The organism is Lentzea sp., assembly GCF_036380075.1.
Classification (GTDB): Bacteria; Actinomycetota; Actinomycetes; order Mycobacteriales; family Pseudonocardiaceae; genus Lentzea.
On record NZ_DASVFL010000315.1, the window covers coordinates 20,625 to 36,576 of the forward strand.

Consider the following 15,952-nt stretch of genomic DNA (forward strand, 5'->3'; position numbering starts at 1 on the left):
CAGGAACTCGTCGCGCTCGCTCACGTCGCCGACTTCCGGGTCGCGGACTCCTGCCGGGCGAGGTTCTCCGCGACCTCCTTCTCCCACACCTCGACCGCGCGGCTCGTGTCGACCTCGAACTCGAAGCGCCGCACCATGTCGTCGCTGACGTCCTCGACGTCGACGTAGAACTGCTCGTACCAGCGCCGCAGCTGGTAGACCGGGCCGTCCTCCTCGCAGAGCAACGGGTTGTCGATGCGCGTCTTGTTCTGCCAGATCTCCACGTCCTGCAGGAACCCGACGCCGATGCCGCGCGCGAACTTGGCCGCGATCTTGTCGGCATGCACGTCGTCGACACCGGGCAGCTTCTTCACGATCGCGCCCCACTGCAGCCGGAACGAGTTCGGCGAGATCGGGTAGTGGCAGTTGATCAGGACGGTCTCGATCTCGAGGCCCTTGTAGTCGTTCCACAGGTAGTCGATCATGTACGACGGCCCGTGGTACGCGGCCTCGGACCGCACCTCGACGTCACCGGTGTAGTTCGAGCCCATCGCGACGTCCGGCCGTCCGCGCGTCGTCAGGTACTGCGCGGCGACGTGGCCCTCCATCACGTTCTTGAAGTAGGTCGGGAACGCGAAGTGGATGTAGAAGAAGTGGGCCATGTCGACGACGTTGTCGATGATCTCGCGGCAGTTCGCGCCCTCGATGACCACCGAGTCCCAGGTCCAGTTGCTCCACTCGTCGGAGAACGCCGCGTCGATGCGCGGGATCGTGACGTTCTCGGGTGGTGGGTTGCCCTGCGGGTCGTTCCACACGAAGAGCTGCTTGTTCTCCTCCAGCGTGATCCACGACCGGGTGCGGGCGCGCAGCGGAACGCGCTTGGCGTAGGGGATGTCGACGCACTTGCCGTTGCCGGACCAGCGCCAGTCGTGGAACGGGCAGGCGATGGTGTCGCCCTTGACGGTGCCCTGGGTGAGGTCGCCGCCCATGTGCCGGCAGTAGCCGTCGAGCACGTTGAGCTTGCCGTCCTCGGACGCGAACACCACGAGCTTGGTGCCGAACGCCTCGATGGCGTGCGGCTCGCCGTCGCGGAAGCTGGAGGCCAGACCGAGGCAGTGCCAGCCGCGCGCGAACCGCGCGGGAGGTGCGCCGGCGTCGATCGTGCGTACGGCGTCCTGCGTCATGACGTTCCTCCAGAGATGTCGAGTCCGGCGAGATATCCGAACGTCATCGCCGGTCCGAGGGTCGCGCCCGCGCCCGCGTAGGTGTGACCCATGACGGACGCGCTGGTGTTGCCCGCGGCGTAGAGGCCTTCGACGACCGTGCCGTCCTCGCGCAGCACCCTGGCGCGGGCGTCGGTGCGCAGGCCGCCCTTGGTGCCGAGGTCGCCGGGCACGATCTTCACCGCGTAGAACGGCCCGGTGGTCAGCGGAGCGAGGTTGGGGTTGGGGTGGTTGCGGGGGTCGCCGTAGTAGCGGTCGTACGCGCTGTCGCCGCGGTGGAAGTCGGTGTCGTGGCCGTCGACGGTCAGGGTGTTGAAGTGCCGGACGGTCTCGGTGAGCTCCGGCAGGTCCGCCTCCTGGGCGAGCTCCTCCAGGCTGGGCGCCGAGAGCACGGCGTCCTTCCAGCGGCGGGGCAGCGGGCGGCGCGGCGGGATGCCGCAGAACGGGTAGCGGCCGCGGTAGGTGCTGTCGAAGACGAGCCAGGTGTCGCCGGTCATCGCGTTGACCACGTCGATGTAGGGCGCGGCCTCGTTGACGAACCGGCGGCCGACCTTGTCGACGAGCACGCAGCCGGGCAGCGACCGTTCCGCCAGCAGGAAGAACGGGCCCCGCGGCAACGGCACGGACGGGCCCCACCAGGCCTCGTCCATCAACCCGACGGCCGCTCCCGCCCGGACGCCGGCCTCGATGGCGTCGCCGGTGTTGGCCTTCGCGCCGACCGTCCACTCCGTACCGATGTCCTGGTGCTGCTTGCGCATCCGCTCGTTGTTCTCGAACCCGCCCGCGGCCAGGACCACGTGCCTCGCCGTGATCAGCTCGTCGCCGACCTGAACGCCCGCGACCCGGCCGTTCTCGTGGTGCAGGTCGGTCATCGCGGTGTTCAGCCTGATCTCGACGTTCAGCGCCTTCAGTCCGGCCCGCATGCCCGCCACCAGCGCTTGGCCCATGGTGAGGCGGCGGCCCGGCAGGAAGCGGCGGGCGAAGACCTTGACCGCGGTCAGCAGGCCGCGCGGGTGGCGGCCGATCAACGTCAGCCAGCGGTAGTCGGTCTGGGTGATCACGATGCCCGCCGGGGTGGGCACGTACGGCGGTTCGAGGTCCGCGATCTCCTCGCCCAGCAGCTTGGTGTTGAACGGCAGCGGTTCGACCGAGCGGCCGCGCGGCTGCCCGCCGGGTGCCTCGGGGTAGTAGTCGGCGTACTCGCGGACCCACCGGAACTTCAACGGCGTGTGCGCCACGACGAACGCGAGCATCGCCGGTCCGGCGTCCAGGAATGCCTGCCGCAGCTCCGCCGGGACCTCGGGGGCGATGTGCGCCAGGTAGGTGGCGGCCCGCTCCGGCGAGTCGGGCACGCCGTTCGCGGCGACGACCGCGTTGTTCGGCACCCAGATGCCGCCGCCGGACCGCGCCGTCGACCCGCCGTAGTGCTCGGCCTTCTCGATGACCAGGGTCCGCAGGCCGTGCTGAGCGGTGCAGAGGGCGGCTGTCATGCCTGCCGCGCCACTGCCGACGACGATCACGTCGTACATCGCACCTCCCCGATGCTCGGACTAGAACAGGTTATAGTTTCGGGCGGGTTTGGCGCTATGGTGTAGGAGTTCCAGGCAAGTCGACTCACCAAGAACCTGTTTCTGGCCAGGCACGTGTTCCAGGAGGGTTGCGTGGAGGTCACCGCTGACGTGGTCGTCATCGGCTTCGGTGCGGCCGGCGCGTGCGCCGCCATCGAGGCCGCGGCGGCCGGTGCGTCCGTGGTGGTCCTCGACCGGTTCGCCGGTGGTGGCGCGACCGCGTTGTCCGGCGGTGTCGTGTACGCCGGTGGCGGGACGCGGCAGCAGGTCGAGGCCGGTGTCGCCGACTCGGTCGACGCGATGGAGGCCTACCTGCGCACGGAGGTCCGCGACGCGGTGTCGGCGGCGACGCTGCGGCGGTTCTGCGAGGACAGCGCGAAGACGCTGGCGTGGCTGGAGGACCAGGGCGTGCCGTTCTCGGCGGCGCTCAGCCCGTTCAAGACCTCGTACCCGACGGACGACCACTACCTGTACCAGTCCGGCAGCGAGGACGCCTGGCCCGACCCGGCGCCGCGCGGACACCGGACCAGGGCGAAGGGCACGTCCGGCAAGGTCTTCTTCGCCCGGCTCGCGGAGGCGACCCGGCGGTCGGGTGCCCGGATCCTGCCGCAGACGCGCGCGGTCCGGCTCGTGCGGGAGGACGGCCGGGTCACCGCAGTGCGCTGCCGCACCTTGACCGGGCTGCCGAAGACGCTGCACGGGCTGCTGTCCAGAGCGGGCGCGAAGCCGTGGCTCTACTACCCGCCGCTCGGCAGGAGGCTGTTCGGGCTGGCCGCCTGGCTGGAACGCTTCAGCCGTCCGCTGACGGTGACCGCGCGGAAAGGCGTGGTCATCACCGCCGGCGGGTTCATCTCCAACCGGCCGCTGGTGCACGAGCACGCCCCGCTGCACCGCGGAGGCCTCGCGCTCGGCACGCCCGGCGACGACGGCGCCGGGATCCAGCTCGGCGTCGACGCCGGAGGAACGACCGCGCGGATGGACAAGATCTCGGTGTGGCGGTTCGTCACGCCGCCCAGCGCGTTGCAGCGCGGTGTCCTGGTGGACGCCGACGGCCGGCGGTTCGGCGACGCGACCCGGTACGGCGCCGCGATCGGGGACGAGATCGTGCGGCACGGCGGCAGGGCCTGGCTGCTGGTCGACGACGACGTCCTGCGCGTCGCACGGGCGCAGGTGAAGACGCAGACCGCGCCGTTCCAGCGCTGGCAGGTCCGCTACCTGCTGGACCGCGGCCTGGTCACCGCGCCGACCATCGAGGAGGTCGCGGACAAGGCGGGGATCGGGACGCCCGAACCGTTCGGGGTGCCGCCCTATTCGCTGATCGACGTGTCGGTGCGCGCCGGGTTCGGTTACCCCTGCCCGATGCTGACGCTCGGCGGGCTCGTGGTCGACGAGGACACCGGTCAGGTGCGAGGGGTCGAGGGGCTCTACGCGGCGGGACGGTCGGCGGTCGGGATCTGCTCCGAGTCCTACGTCAGCGGGCTCGCGCTCGCCGACTGCGTCTTCTCCGGCCGTCGGGCGGGGCAGAACGTCGTGAAGGAGGCCAGGTGCTGACCACGCAGAACCGGGAGGCGGCCGCCGAGCTGCTGAGGACGGCGGAACGCGACCGCGTGCCGATCAAGCCGCTCGTCGAGCTGTACCCCGGGATCGACGTCGTGGACGCGTACGAGATCCAGCTGCTCAACGTCCGCCACCGCAACCGGGACGTGATCGGCCACAAGGTCGGCCTGTCGTCGCTCGCGATGCAGAAGATGATGGGCGTCGACGAACCGGACTACGGCCACCTGCTCGACGACATGCAGCTGCACGGCACCGCGGACGCGTCGGCGTACCTGTACCCGCGGGTCGAGGTGGAGATCGCGTTCGTGCTGGCCCGCGACCTGCCGGGCGAGGGCTGCACGGTCGAGGACGTCCTCGCCGCCACCGAGTTCGTCGCACCGGCCATCGAGCTGATCGACAGCCGGATCGAGAACTGGCGGATCGGCCTGCAGGACACCATCGCGGACAACGCGTCGTCTGCGGGGTTCGTGCTGGGCCACGAGCGCGTCCGTCCGTCCGAACTGGACATCGGCTCGGTCGCGGCGACGTTGCGGCGCAACGGCGAGGTCGTCGCCGAAGGACGTGGTGACGCGGTGCTGGGCGACCCGGCGATCGCCGTGGCGTGGCTCGCGGAGAAGGTCGCGGGCTTCGGCGTCCGGCTGCTCGCCGGCGACATCGTGCTGCCCGGGTCGTGCACGCGCGCCATCGACGCGCGGCCCGGGGACGAGTTCCACGCCGAGTTCGCCGGACTCGGTGTCGTCGACCTGAAGTTCGAACAGGGGTGACCAGGTGAAGGCGGCCATCGTCGGCTCCGGCAACATCGGTACCGACCTGCTCCACAAGCTCCTGCGCTCGTCCGTGCTGGAACCGCGCTGGATGGTGGGCGTCGACCCGGCCAGCGAGGGACTGAGACGCGCTGCCTCGCTGGGGCTCGAGGTCTCGGTCGACGGCGCGGACTGGTTGCTGCGCCAGGACGAGCTGCCGGACGTCGTGTTCGAGGCGACGTCCGCGGCCGTGCACCGGGCCAACGCCCCGCGCTACGCCGAGGCCGGCATCCGGGCGATCGACCTGACACCGGCGGCGGTCGGGCCGTGCGTCGTCCCGCCGGTCAACCTGGGTGAGCACGCGGACGCGCCCAACATCAACCTGATCACGTGCGGCGGCCAGGCCACGATCCCGATGGTGCACGCGGTGTCGCGGGTCGTTCCCGTGTCGTACGCGGAGATCGTCGCGAGCGTCGCGTCGGTGTCGGCGGGACCGGGCACGCGCGCCAACATCGACGAGTTCACCCGCACCACCAGCCACGGCATCGAGGCGATCGGGGGAGCGGGACGCGGCAAGGCGATCATCGTCCTCAACCCGGCCGACCCGCCGATGATCATGCGCGACACCATCTTCTGCGCGATCCCTCCCGACGCCGACCCCGACCCGATCACCGACTCGATCGCCCGGATGGAGACGGAGATCCAGTCGTACGTGCCGGGCTACCGGCTGCTGCGGGAACCGCAGTTCGACCCCGGCCGGGTGGCGATCTTCGTGGAGGTGGCCGGTGCCGGCGACTTCCTGCCGGAGTACGCCGGGAACCTCGACATCATGACGGCCGCCGCGACCGAGGTGGGGGAGGAGATCGCCCGTGCAGCAGCATCCGGGTCTGCGGTTGACCGACACGTCACTGCGTGACGGCTCGCACCACAAGCGGCACCAGTTCACGGCCGACGACGTGCGCTCGATCGTCGCGGCACTCGACGGCGCCGGGGTGCCGGTGATCGAGGTGGCGCACGGCGACGGGCTGGGCGGGTCGTCGTTCAACTACGGCTTCAGCCACACCCCCGAGCAGGAGCTGATCAAGGTCGCCGTGGAGACGGCGACGCAGGCCAGGATCGCCGTGCTGATGCTGCCCGGCGTCGGGGTCAAGGACGACATCCTGGTGGCGCAGGACAACGGCGCCTCGATCGTCCGGATCGCCACGCACTGCACCGAGGCCGACGTGTCCGTGCAGCACTTCCAGTTGGCGAGGGAACGCGGACTGGAGACCGTCGGGTTTCTGATGATGGCGCATTCGCAGCCGCCGGAGGCGTTGGCGAAGCAGGCGCGGATCATGGCCGACGCCGGGTGCCAGTGCGTCTACGTCGTCGACTCGGCGGGAGCCCTCGTCCTGGAACAGGTCTCCGAGCGCGTCGAGGCACTGGTCGCGGAGCTGGGTGAGGACGCCCAGGTGGGTTTCCACGGACACGAGAACCTGGGCTTGAGCGTCGCGAACTCCGTCGCCGCCGCACGTGCCGGTGCGAAGCAGATCGACGGCAGCGTGCGCGGGTTCGGCGCGGGCGCGGGGAACACTCCCCTGGAGGCGTTCGTCGGCGTCTGCGACAAGCTCGGCTTCTCCACCGGCGTCGACTTCTTCAAGATCGTGGACGCGGCCGAGGACGTCGTCCGGCCCGTCATGCCCGAGGAGTGCCTGCTCGACCGGATGGCGCTGATGATGGGCTACGCGGGCGTCTACTCCAGCTTCCTCAAACACGCGTACACGCAGGCCGAGCGTTACGGCGTGTCCGGCGCGCAGATCCTCGTCCGCGCCGGTGAGCGCAAGCTCGTCGGCGGGCAGGAGGACCAGCTGATCGACATCGCACTGGAGCTGAGCAGGGAGAAGGTCCGATGAGCGAGGAGATCCTCGGCAAGGTGCGGGAACTGCTGCCTGCTCTCGCCGATCGCGCGGCCGAGGCGGAGGAGCTGCGCAAGGTGCCGCCGGAGTCGGTGAAGGCGTTGCAGGAGACCGGGTTCTTCCGGATGCTGCAGGCCGAGCGGTACGGCGGCTTCGAGTCGCACCCGCTCGACTTCTACACCGCGGTCAGGATGATCGCGAGCGCGTGCGGCTCGACGGGCTGGGTCGCGTCGGTGCTGGGCGTGCACCCGTGGCACGTCGGGCTGTTCGACGTGCGGGCGCAGGACGAGGTGTTCGGCGAGGACCAGGACACCCGCATCTCGTCCTCCTACGCGCCGACCGGCCGTGCGACCCCGGTCGAGGGCGGGTTCCGGTTCAGCGGCAAGTGGAGCTTCTCCTCCGGCTGCGACCACGCCACGTGGGTGCTGCTCGGCGGCCTGGTGATGAACGACGAGGGCAAGCCCGTCGACTTCCGCACGTTCCTGCTGCCGATCGCCGACTACACGATCAACGACGTCTGGGACACCGTCGGCCTGCGCGGCACGGGCAGCAACGACATCGTGGTGCAGGACGTGTTCGTGCCGGAGCACCGGACGTTGAGCATGGCCCACACCGCACGGTGCAGGTGTCCCGGTCAGGAGGTCAACCCCGGCCCGCTGTTCCGCATGCCGTACGGCACGGTCCACCCCTACGCCGTCACCGCGCCGATCATCGGCATGGCGACCGGCGCCTACGACCTCCACGTCAGCGCCACCCGCGAGCGCGTGCGGGCCGCGTACGTGGGCGAGAAGTCGGTGGAGGACCCGTTCGCCCAGGTCAGGATCGCGAACGCGGCGGCCGACATCGACGTCGCGTGGTGGACGCTGGAGAAGGACATCACCGACGAGTGGGCGCACGCCGTCGCCGGGACCAAGATCCCGGTCGACCTGCGCCTGCGGGCCCGGCGCGACCAGGTCCTGGGCAGCGGGCGGGCGCTCGGCGCGATCGACCTGCTCTTCGAGAGCGCGGGCGGCAAGGCGATCAACGCCGGTCTGCCGCTGCCCCGCTTCTGGCGCGACGCGCACGCCGCACGGGTGCACGCGGGCAACGACCCGGAGCGCGTGCTGGTGCTGTACGGCAAGAACGAGCTCGGCATCCAGGTCCGCGACGGGCTGTTCTGAGGAGCGTTGATGAGCGTGCGACTGCACTACCACGAAGCGGGAGCGGACAACGCCGAGACGCTGGTCATGCTGCACGGCGGCGGGCCGGGCGCGTCGGCGTTGAGCAACTTCCGCGCGAACATCCCGGTGTTCGCGAAGTCGTTCCGCGTCCTCGCCGTCGACCTGCCCGGCTACGGCCAGTCCGACAAGCCCGCCGAGCACGACCAGTACTTCTCGTTCGCCTCCCGTGCGGTGAAGGACCTGCTGGACTCGCTGGAGGTCGAGCGGGCCCACATCCTCGGCAACTCGCTCGGCGGCGGCACCGCGGTCCGGTTCGCGCTGGACCACGGCAAACGCGCCGGGCGGCTCGTGCTGATGGGACCGGGCGGGCTGTCGTTGAACGTCTTCTCGCCCGACCCGACCGAGGGCGTGCGCAAGCTCAGCGCGTTCGCCCGCACGCCCACGCGGGAGAAGATCGAGGAGTTCCTGCGGATCATGGTCTTCGACCAGTCGCTGATCACCGACGAGCTGATCGACGAACGGTTCGAGGCGGCGTCGAAGCCGGAGTCGTTGCGCGCCATGGCCGCGCTGGGCAAGTCGTTCTCCGGCCCCGACTTCGAGCTCGGCATGCTCTGGCGCGAGGCCTACAAGCTGCGCCAGCGGGTGCTGCTCGTCTGGGGTCGGGAGGACCGGGTCAACCCCCTGGACGGCGCGCTGCTCGCGACGAAGCTGATCCCGCGCGTCCAGCTGCACGTGTTCGGCGGGTGCGGGCACTGGGCGCAGCTGGAGAAGTTCGACGAGTTCAACCGGCTGGCACTCGACTTCCTCGGGGAGGCGTGATGGGCATCCGATCACTGGGCTACCTCAGGATCGAGGCCACCGACATGGCCCGGTGGCGCGAGTTCGCGCTCAAGGTCCTGGGCCTGGTCGAGGGCAGGGGTTCGACGGAAGGCGCGCTGTACCTGCGGATGGACGACTTCCCGGCACGGCTGGTGGTCGTGCCCGGCTCCCGGGACCGCCTGCTGGCGTCCGGCTGGGAGGCCGCGACCGAGGCCGAGCTGGAGGAGGTCGCCAAACGCCTCGCCTCGGCCGGCGTCGCTTACGTCGAAGGGTCCGCGGAAGACCTGGCGGAGAGGCGCGTCACCGGCCTGATCAGGTTCGAGGACCCGTCCGGCAACACCCTCGAAGTCTTCCACGGCGCCGCGCTGGAGCACCGGCGCGTCGTCTCGCCGTACGGGCACCGGTTCGTGACGGAGGAGCAGGGGCTGGGCCACGTCGTGCTGTCCACTTCGGACGACGAGGCCGCGCTGCACTTCTACCGCGACGTGCTCGGTTTCCGGCTGCGCGACTCGATGCGCCTGCCCCCGCAGATGCTCGGCAGGCCCGCCGACGGACCGCCCGCGTGGCTGCGGTTCTTCGGCTGCAACCCGCGCCACCACAGCCTCGCGTTCCTGCCGATGCCGACGCCGAGCGGGATCGTGCACCTGATGCTCGAGGTCGAGAACACCGACGACGTCGGCCTGACGCTGGACCGGGCGCTGCGCCGCAAGGTGCCGATGTCGGCGACGTTGGGCAGGCACGTGAACGACCTGATGCTGTCGTTCTACATGAAGACGCCCGGCGGTTTCGACGTCGAGTTCGGCTGCGAGGGACGGCAGGTGGACGACGAGGACTGGATCGCACGGGAGAGCACGGCGGTGAGCCTGTGGGGACACGACTTCAGCGTCGGCCACCACAAGTGATGCGGCCAGAAGTGATGCGGTCAGGAGTAGCCGCCCGCTACCGGTCGGTCCTCGGGCACTTCTGCACCGGGGTGACCGTGGTGACCGGCATGTCCGCGGACGGTCCCGTCGGGTTCGCCTGCCAGGCTTTCGCGGCGCTGTCGCTCGACCCGCCGCTGGTGCTGTTCTGTCCACAACGGACCTCGCGCAGCTGGGCGGCGATGGCGGGCGCCGGCGCGTTCTGCGTGAACGTGCTGGCCGACGACCAGCGCGAGGTGTCGACGGTGTTCGGCAAGGCCGGTGCCGACAAGTTCGCGGGCGTGCCGTGGACGCCGTCGCCCACCGGCGCCCCGGTGCTCGACGGCGCCCTCACCTGGGTCGACTGCCGGGTCTCGGCCGTGCACGACGCCGGTGACCACCACATGGTGATCGGCTCGGTCGTGGAGCTCGGACCCCTGCGCGACGCGCAGCCGCTGCTGTTCTACCGCGGCCGCTACGCCGTGCACGCCGAACTGGACCCGCGCGGCTGGTCCGGCGAGGTGCTCGACAACCTGATGACGTGGCAGCGCCAGTCAGAGTGGAGCTGACGCGGTGACCTGCCAGACGCCACCGGGGAAGTGCATCTCGCCGTCCCGCACGAACGGGTCGTACTCGCCGCGGATCTTCCGCAGCAGCTCACCGCGTTCGGACTCCGGCCTCTCGCGCAGCGCGCGGGCGATCGACCCCATGTTGCTCAGGTACGGGACGAGCAGTTCCTCGGGCATCACGCAGTCCCGGTCGACGGGCTGGACGTCGACGTCGGTCCAGCCTGCTTCGGCGAGGATTCCGCGCGTCCTGCCGGCGTCGGCGAGGGAGAACGGCCCCGGCCCGTCCGGATCCGGCGCGGGCGCGTCCGGCGCCAGCGAGGCCGCGACCCGTGACGACGTCGTCATGACCGGGTTCTCCTCCGCGGTCCGCCAGGTGACGAAGCACAGCTCACCGCCCGGCGTCGTTGCGGCCAGCAGGTTGCGGAACGCGGCGACCGGGTCGTCGAAGAACATCACCCCGAACCGCGAGACGACCAGGTCGAACCGCTCCTCGAACGCGTGCACCTGCGCGTCGGCTTTGACGAACTCGGCTTCGCCGTGCTCGCGGGCGGCGGCCAGCATCGTCTCGGAGATGTCGACACCGACGCACCCGGCACCGGTGGCCGCGGCGATCGCCCTGGTCGTGCCCCCGGTGCCGCACCCGACGTCGAGCACCCGGCGCCGCGGCCGCCGTGACGCCGCCTCGACCAGCAGGTCCTGGTACGGCCGCAGCACCAGGCCGACGACGTCCTGGATCTGCGCCCACCCGTGGCCGGCGGTGTCCCACCAGGCAGCCTGCTCGCTGTTGACCGTCATGCCCCTGCCGTCCTGCTCGAAGTCGGGTCGAGGTCCAGTGTCGTGGACGAGATCGCGATAGGCGAGGTGGTCCGCCGCTCCGGCGTGCCCGCCTCCACCCTGCGCTACTACGAGGAACGCGGCCTGATCGCGCCCGTGCGCCGGCAGGGCACGGCACGCGTGTTCGCTCCGGCCGTGGTGGAGCAGCTGGCGTTGATCGCCGTCTGCCGCACGGCCGGGTTCTCGCTGGACGACATCACGCTGATGTTCGACCCGTACGGCCGCCCGAGCTCCGACCGCGCGATGCTCGCGGCCAAGGCGGACGAACTGGACGTGACGATCGGCAAGCTGGTGGTGATGCGCGACGACCTGCGGCACGCCTCGGTGTGCCCGGCCTCGTCGCACGCGGAGTGCCAGCCCTAAAGGCTCCAGACGACCGGGGCGACCGTCACGGCGGCGGCCTGGTAGGGCGGCAGCATCCGGCCCTCTACGACGACCTCCAGCGGCCACTTCTCCTTCAGCACGACCCACAGCCGCCCGGACAGCCCGGCGAACGCGCCCAGCGGATCGGCGCCGGCGGACGTCTGCAGCACGTACACCCACTTCGCGGTGTCCGGCGCGCCGTCGAGCGGCTCCCGCCAGGCGCGGCGCAACCGGCGGCCGCCGTGCCGGGCCGCGTCCGCGGACAGCACGACATCGGCCCTCGAGGGGTCCGGCGCGGCCGGGGGAGCGGAGGCGCTGAAGCGGTACGCGACGGGCGGCACCTCGTCGATGGCCGGCACCGCGGCCAGGTCGGGACTGTCCGGATCGTCCGAAGTGGACGCGATCAGGGCGCGTTCGTCCTGCGTGATGCCGACGTTCTCGTACGCCATGGACAGCAGCAGAGTCGCCTCGGCCTGCGCCGGCTCGCCGCCGAAGTAGTCCTCGCGCACCGACCGCAGCGTGTCGTCCTCCAGCCGACCGGCGAGTCGTGCGCAGAGGTCGGTGACGGCGGCGTAGGTCTTCACGTCCATGAGGTTCACTTCTTCTTGTACGGGCCGAGATCGGTTTTGGTGACGTTACCCTGGTCGTCCTGGACGATCCTGATGACACGGTCGCCCTTCGGGCCCTCCCAGGTCCAGCTGCCATCACCGCCGACGCCGGGGTGGCTGTAGCGCGGCGGGGTGCTCTGTGGAACGCCCTGTGGAGCGGGGTTGGGCGCGGCGGGGTTGAGGATCACACCGGGGCTCGTCGCGTCCGGCGGGAACGACGTGCGGATCTCGCCGTTGGACAGCACCGTCGTGCGCACCAGGACGCCGTCGACCACGCCCTCGTAGTTGTAGGCCCACGCCGGGTCGCCGTTGGCGTCCTTGGTGGGTTTCGGTCCCGTCACCGGCGGGCCCTGCTGGGTGACCTGGTGCGAGGCGTCGAGGATCTTGGCCTCGTCCCACCCCTTCGGGAACTCGGTCTTGCCGGCGAAACCGGTGCCCGCGAGGTGGCCACCCTGCTTGCCGCCGTCGCCGTGGACGATGTGTTCCTTCGAAGCATCGCTGTGGTGGATGTCGTCGGCCTTCGGCGGTGCCGTCGGCTTGGCTGGCAACGGTTTCTTCGTCGGTGGAGTGGTGTTCTGCTGGTTACCGCCTGGTTTGGTCGCGGGCGTGCCCGACGGGTTCGACCCGCCCGGCGTACCCGCCTGGGCAGCGGCTTGAGCTGCCTTGGTCGCGCTCGACACTCCCGCGCCCGCGTCGATGCCGCCGTGCCGCTGGGATGGTCTCTTCTTGGGCGGGGTGCCGCCGGACGGGGTGCCGCCGCCCGGGTTCCTGGGTTTCGGGGTCATCGACACCTATCCGTTCAGCAGCTTGGTGAGGTTCGTCAGGCTGGAGATGAGCGCGGTGGTGTAGGTGAGGATGCGGCCCGCCCACTTGACCACGGCAGCCACGATCTGGGCCGCGATCACCGGGATCGTGACGACGAAGATCGCCTCGACGGCCCACACGATCACCCTGGCCACGAGGTCGGCGATCAGGTCGCGGACGATCTCCCTGGTCATCTCGACCAGGCCGCCCGCGCCCTCCGTCGCCGCCGCCATCGCCGCGGCAATCGCGGACAGGCCGCCGATCGCGTCGACGTTGTTCACCATGAGCGTCTGGTAGGCCTCCGCCGCGTCGCCTTCCCAGCCGAGCAGGTCGCTCTCCAGGTCCGCGCGCAGGTCGGTGGCCATGTCGGCGAGCTCGGTCGCCATGTTGTTCCACGTCGCGGCGTGCGCCTTGACGACGTCCTGCTTGCCGGTCAGCTCGTCGAGCACCTCCCGCAACGGGTCGAAGTACTCGATCGCCCAGCCGAGCCCGTTCGCGAGCAGTGCGCTGATCGGGTCCAGCACGCTCGCGGCGACGTCGACACCGAGCGACGCACCGGCCAGGGCGTCGTCGACCCAGCCTTCGCTCTTGATCGCGATGACGAGCCCTTCGACGCCGTCCGCGATACTCGACCCCGTCCAGGCCCGGCGCGACGACTCGACCGGTGCCACGAGCGATCCGTCCGTCACCGCTCACCTCCGGCGGACTTCAACCGTTCGACGGTGTCCTGGTCCGTCGCCGCGTAGGTCTCCGCGCTCGCGCGCAGTTCCTTCGCGACGAGCTCCAAGTTGTGCTCCACGGTCGCGATCACACCGTCGATCTCCGTGTGCCTGCCCTCCAGCACCGCGGAGATCCAGCCGCAGAGCACTCCGTAGGCCTGGTCGTCGCCGGCGATGTGCGAGCTGGCGGCCTTGACCTTCGCGAACCGCTGCTTGATCGCGTCGATGCTCTGCGCATGCGCTTTCAGCTGTTCCGCCTCGACGCGGAAGGCGCCGGTCACCAGCGTTCCTCGACGTAGCGGCGCCCGGTGTTGTCGTCGTCATCGGGTCCGAGGGCGGGACGCCGCGGCGGTGCGGGTTCCTCCGCGCCCAGCCGACGTCCGACGCTGTCGGCGATGGCTCTCGCGGCCGCCGACTCGGTGCCGACCGTGTCCGCGATGATCTCGCGCGACCGCTGCGCGAGCTGCCGGCGGGCGTCGTTCAGCGTCGACATGATCGTCGCGGCGACGTTCTCGGGACTGGCCCCGGTCATCCGAGGGGTGAGCTTGAGGTCGACCATCGACCCGGTCGAGTCAATCGACACCTCGGCCATGCCGCCGGGGTCGCGCGAGGTGATCCGCAGACCCTGCAGCTGGTCGCTCATGGACTTGGTGTCGGCGGCCAGCTTGTCGATCCGGCCCTTCCAGGCCGCCAGTCTCTCCCGAGCGCCTTCTGGGTCCAGGATGGGTTCGTCCACGGGACGAGCATAAGCAGCGGAATGATCACCTGTGGGCGGTATGGGAAAGCCGCTCCAGGTGGACCCGCGGGCTGCCGAACAACTGGCGGCTCCCGTGCGCCCGCTTGAAGTACAGGTGCGCGTCGTGCTCCCAGGTGATCGCGATCCCGCCGTGCAGCTGGATCATCTCGGCCGCCACCGTGAAGAACGCCTCGGAGCAGTACACCTTCGCCACCGAAGCGGACACCTCGTCGGTGACGGCACCGGCGGCGGAACGAGCGGTCTCCACGAGCACGTGCAGGTCGGCCATGCGGTGCTTCAGCGCCTGGAACGAGCCGATCGGCTTGCCGAACTGGACCCTGGTCTTCGTGTACTCGACCGTCAGCTCCAGCGCTCGCGCGGCGGCGCCGACCTGTTCCGCTGCCAGGGCGGCGATGGCGGTCCAGCGGACGTGTGGTGACCACAGGCCCAGGCGGGTTGTCGCGGCGGCGGTCAGGTCGATCGTGGCCAGGCGGCGGGTCGCGTCCATCGTGGGGGTGTGCTCGCGGGTCACGGACGCGAGGTCGACCTCGTGCAGGTCGGTGCCGTCGGAGACGAGCAGGATGTCGGCGAGGTCGCCGTCCAGGACGTAACGGGCCGTCAAGCCGATCTGCTCGTCGGTCCAGGGCCACACGAGTGCCGCCACCGCACCCCCGGCGATCCGCGGCAGCAGCCTCCCGCAGGCCTCCTCGTCGCCTGAGGCCAGCAGGGCCTCCACCGCCACGGTCGTGCCCAGCAACGGTGACGGCGTGAGGGTGCGGCCCAGCTCTGCCAAGACCACCCTGGTGTCCTCGTGGGTGGCGCCCGAACCGCCGTACCGCTCGGGAATCGGCAGGACACCCATCTCGCACAGCCGCGCCCACACGTCCTTGTCGTAGCCGTGCGGGGTCTCGATGGCGGCACGGACGTCCGAGTGCCGGTCGAGCAGGCCGCGGACGGCGTCCCCGAGCGCGAGTCGTTCCGGTGTCACAACGCCTCCAACACGCGTGCGCGGTGCATGGACGGGCTTCCCCACGCGGTGCGCAGGGCTCTGGTCCGCAGCAGGAACCGGCCCAGGTCGTGTTCGGCGGTGTAACCGATGGCACCGTGGACCTGCAACGCGACGCGGGCGGCGTGCCAGGCGGCGTCGGAGGTGGCGACCTTGGCGGCCGAGACGTCCCGGTCGGTCAGGGTGACCGCGGCGCCGAACACCAGCGGGCGGGCCATCTCCAGGCCGATCAGCACGTTCGCCAGGTGGTGCTTGACCGCCTGGAACCGGCCGATGGGCTGGCCGAACTGGGTGCGCGCCTGGGCGTGGGCCGTGGTCATCTCCAGCATCGCGCGGCCCAGGCCGAGGAGCTGGGCCGAGCAGGTGAGAACCCCGAGGTTGAACGCGCGCCCGGTGGGAGCGCCGGTGGCGACGACCGGACCCGCGGTGAGCTCGACGAGCCGGCGGCCGGGGTCCACTGAGGACACTTC

Annotated in this window: 19 protein-coding genes; 9 read left to right on the top strand and 10 right to left on the bottom strand. The window is 70.6% G+C overall.

Translation table 11 applies throughout. The annotated features are described in order from the left end of the window. Nucleotides 1-20: 20 nt before the first annotated feature. Nucleotides 21-1,163 carry a Rieske 2Fe-2S domain-containing protein gene (locus VF330_RS33035; RefSeq protein WP_330855630.1) on the bottom strand — a complete coding sequence of 381 codons (1,143 nt, stop codon included), beginning with the start codon at nucleotides 1,161-1,163 and terminating at the stop codon, nucleotides 21-23. Continuing rightward, nucleotides 1,160-2,731 carry an FAD-dependent oxidoreductase gene (locus tag VF330_RS33040; protein WP_330855631.1) on the bottom strand — a complete coding sequence of 524 codons (1,572 nt, stop codon included), beginning with the start codon at nucleotides 2,729-2,731 and terminating at the stop codon, nucleotides 1,160-1,162. The genes VF330_RS33035 and VF330_RS33040 overlap by 4 nt, the downstream gene beginning before the upstream one ends. A gap of 132 nt (nucleotides 2,732-2,863) precedes the next feature. Between VF330_RS33040 and VF330_RS33045 the strand changes: the two genes are divergently transcribed. The 8 genes from VF330_RS33045 to hsaB are packed head-to-tail and all read left to right on the top strand — an operon-like array spanning nucleotide 2,864 to nucleotide 10,412. After that, nucleotides 2,864-4,321, top strand: a complete 1,458-nt coding sequence (locus VF330_RS33045; RefSeq protein WP_330855632.1) for an FAD-binding protein — start codon at nucleotides 2,864-2,866, stop codon at nucleotides 4,319-4,321. Continuing rightward, on the top strand, nucleotides 4,315-5,091 hold the full coding sequence (locus VF330_RS33050) for a 2-keto-4-pentenoate hydratase (protein ID WP_330855633.1): 777 nt from the start codon (nucleotides 4,315-4,317) through the stop codon (nucleotides 5,089-5,091). Before VF330_RS33045 ends, VF330_RS33050 begins: the two co-directional genes overlap by 7 nt. Nucleotides 5,092-5,095: 4 nt before the next feature. After that, entirely contained in the window at nucleotides 5,096-5,986 is an 891-nt protein-coding gene (locus tag VF330_RS33055) for an acetaldehyde dehydrogenase (acetylating) (protein ID WP_330855634.1), read from the top strand. Next, the gene (gene dmpG, locus VF330_RS33060) at nucleotides 5,940-6,962 is read left to right on the top strand and encodes a 4-hydroxy-2-oxovalerate aldolase (protein ID WP_330855635.1); all 1,023 of its coding nucleotides are present in this window, start codon (nucleotides 5,940-5,942) and stop codon (nucleotides 6,960-6,962) included. Before VF330_RS33055 ends, dmpG begins: the two co-directional genes overlap by 47 nt. Beyond that, the gene (gene hsaA / locus VF330_RS33065) at nucleotides 6,959-8,125 is read left to right on the top strand and encodes a 3-hydroxy-9,10-secoandrosta-1,3,5(10)-triene-9,17-dione monooxygenase oxygenase subunit (RefSeq protein ID WP_330855636.1); all 1,167 of its coding nucleotides are present in this window, start codon (nucleotides 6,959-6,961) and stop codon (nucleotides 8,123-8,125) included. The genes dmpG and hsaA overlap by 4 nt, the downstream gene beginning before the upstream one ends. A gap of 9 nt (nucleotides 8,126-8,134) precedes the next feature. Beyond that, nucleotides 8,135-8,944: a 4,5:9,10-diseco-3-hydroxy-5,9,17-trioxoandrosta-1(10),2-diene-4-oate hydrolase gene (hsaD, locus tag VF330_RS33070; RefSeq protein WP_330855637.1), complete on the top strand. Its 810-nt coding sequence runs from the start codon at nucleotides 8,135-8,137 to the stop codon at nucleotides 8,942-8,944. Next, on the top strand, nucleotides 8,944-9,846 hold the full coding sequence (gene hsaC, locus VF330_RS33075; RefSeq protein ID WP_330855638.1) for an iron-dependent extradiol dioxygenase HsaC: 903 nt from the start codon (nucleotides 8,944-8,946) through the stop codon (nucleotides 9,844-9,846). Before hsaD ends, hsaC begins: the two co-directional genes overlap by 1 nt. A 14-nt stretch (nucleotides 9,847-9,860) precedes the next feature. Beyond that, entirely contained in the window at nucleotides 9,861-10,412 is a 552-nt protein-coding gene (hsaB, locus tag VF330_RS33080) for a 3-hydroxy-9,10-secoandrosta-1,3,5(10)-triene-9,17-dione monooxygenase reductase subunit (RefSeq protein WP_330855639.1), read from the top strand. Here the strand turns inward: hsaB and VF330_RS33085 are convergent. After that, the gene (locus VF330_RS33085; protein WP_330855640.1) at nucleotides 10,398-11,207 is read right to left on the bottom strand and encodes a class I SAM-dependent methyltransferase; all 810 of its coding nucleotides are present in this window, start codon (nucleotides 11,205-11,207) and stop codon (nucleotides 10,398-10,400) included. The two genes, hsaB and VF330_RS33085, sit on opposite strands and share 15 nt — an antisense overlap. A 42-nt stretch (nucleotides 11,208-11,249) precedes the next feature. On the opposite strand from VF330_RS33085, the gene VF330_RS33090 reads away from it, so the two are divergent. Next, nucleotides 11,250-11,609, top strand: coding sequence for a helix-turn-helix domain-containing protein (locus VF330_RS33090; protein WP_330855641.1), 360 nt, complete (start codon nucleotides 11,250-11,252; stop codon nucleotides 11,607-11,609). Here the strand turns inward: VF330_RS33090 and VF330_RS33095 are convergent. The 7 genes from VF330_RS33095 to VF330_RS33125 form a co-directional block, all read right to left on the bottom strand. After that, nucleotides 11,606-12,199: a hypothetical protein gene (locus VF330_RS33095; protein WP_330855642.1), complete on the bottom strand. Its 594-nt coding sequence runs from the start codon at nucleotides 12,197-12,199 to the stop codon at nucleotides 11,606-11,608. The genes VF330_RS33090 and VF330_RS33095 overlap by 4 nt on opposite strands. A gap of 5 nt (nucleotides 12,200-12,204) precedes the next feature. Then, on the bottom strand, nucleotides 12,205-13,002 hold the full coding sequence (locus VF330_RS33100) for an EndoU domain-containing protein (protein WP_330855643.1): 798 nt from the start codon (nucleotides 13,000-13,002) through the stop codon (nucleotides 12,205-12,207). Between the two features lie 6 nt (nucleotides 13,003-13,008). Continuing rightward, entirely contained in the window at nucleotides 13,009-13,710 is a 702-nt protein-coding gene (locus VF330_RS33105; protein ID WP_330855644.1) for a hypothetical protein, read from the bottom strand. Beyond that, nucleotides 13,707-14,021 (bottom strand): type VII secretion target, encoded by a 315-nt coding sequence (locus VF330_RS33110; protein WP_330855645.1) that lies wholly within the window; start codon nucleotides 14,019-14,021, stop codon nucleotides 13,707-13,709. Before VF330_RS33110 ends, VF330_RS33105 begins: the two co-directional genes overlap by 4 nt. After that, nucleotides 14,018-14,476 carry a YbaB/EbfC family nucleoid-associated protein gene (locus tag VF330_RS33115; RefSeq protein ID WP_330855647.1) on the bottom strand — a complete coding sequence of 153 codons (459 nt, stop codon included), beginning with the start codon at nucleotides 14,474-14,476 and terminating at the stop codon, nucleotides 14,018-14,020. The genes VF330_RS33110 and VF330_RS33115 overlap by 4 nt, the downstream gene beginning before the upstream one ends. Before the next feature lie 25 nt (nucleotides 14,477-14,501). After that, nucleotides 14,502-15,464 carry an acyl-CoA dehydrogenase family protein gene (locus VF330_RS33120; protein ID WP_330855648.1) on the bottom strand — a complete coding sequence of 321 codons (963 nt, stop codon included), beginning with the start codon at nucleotides 15,462-15,464 and terminating at the stop codon, nucleotides 14,502-14,504. After that, nucleotides 15,461-15,952 (bottom strand): acyl-CoA dehydrogenase family protein (locus VF330_RS33125; RefSeq protein ID WP_330855649.1); only part of this gene is annotated, 492 nt, incomplete at its 5' end. The genes VF330_RS33120 and VF330_RS33125, both read right to left, overlap by 4 nt.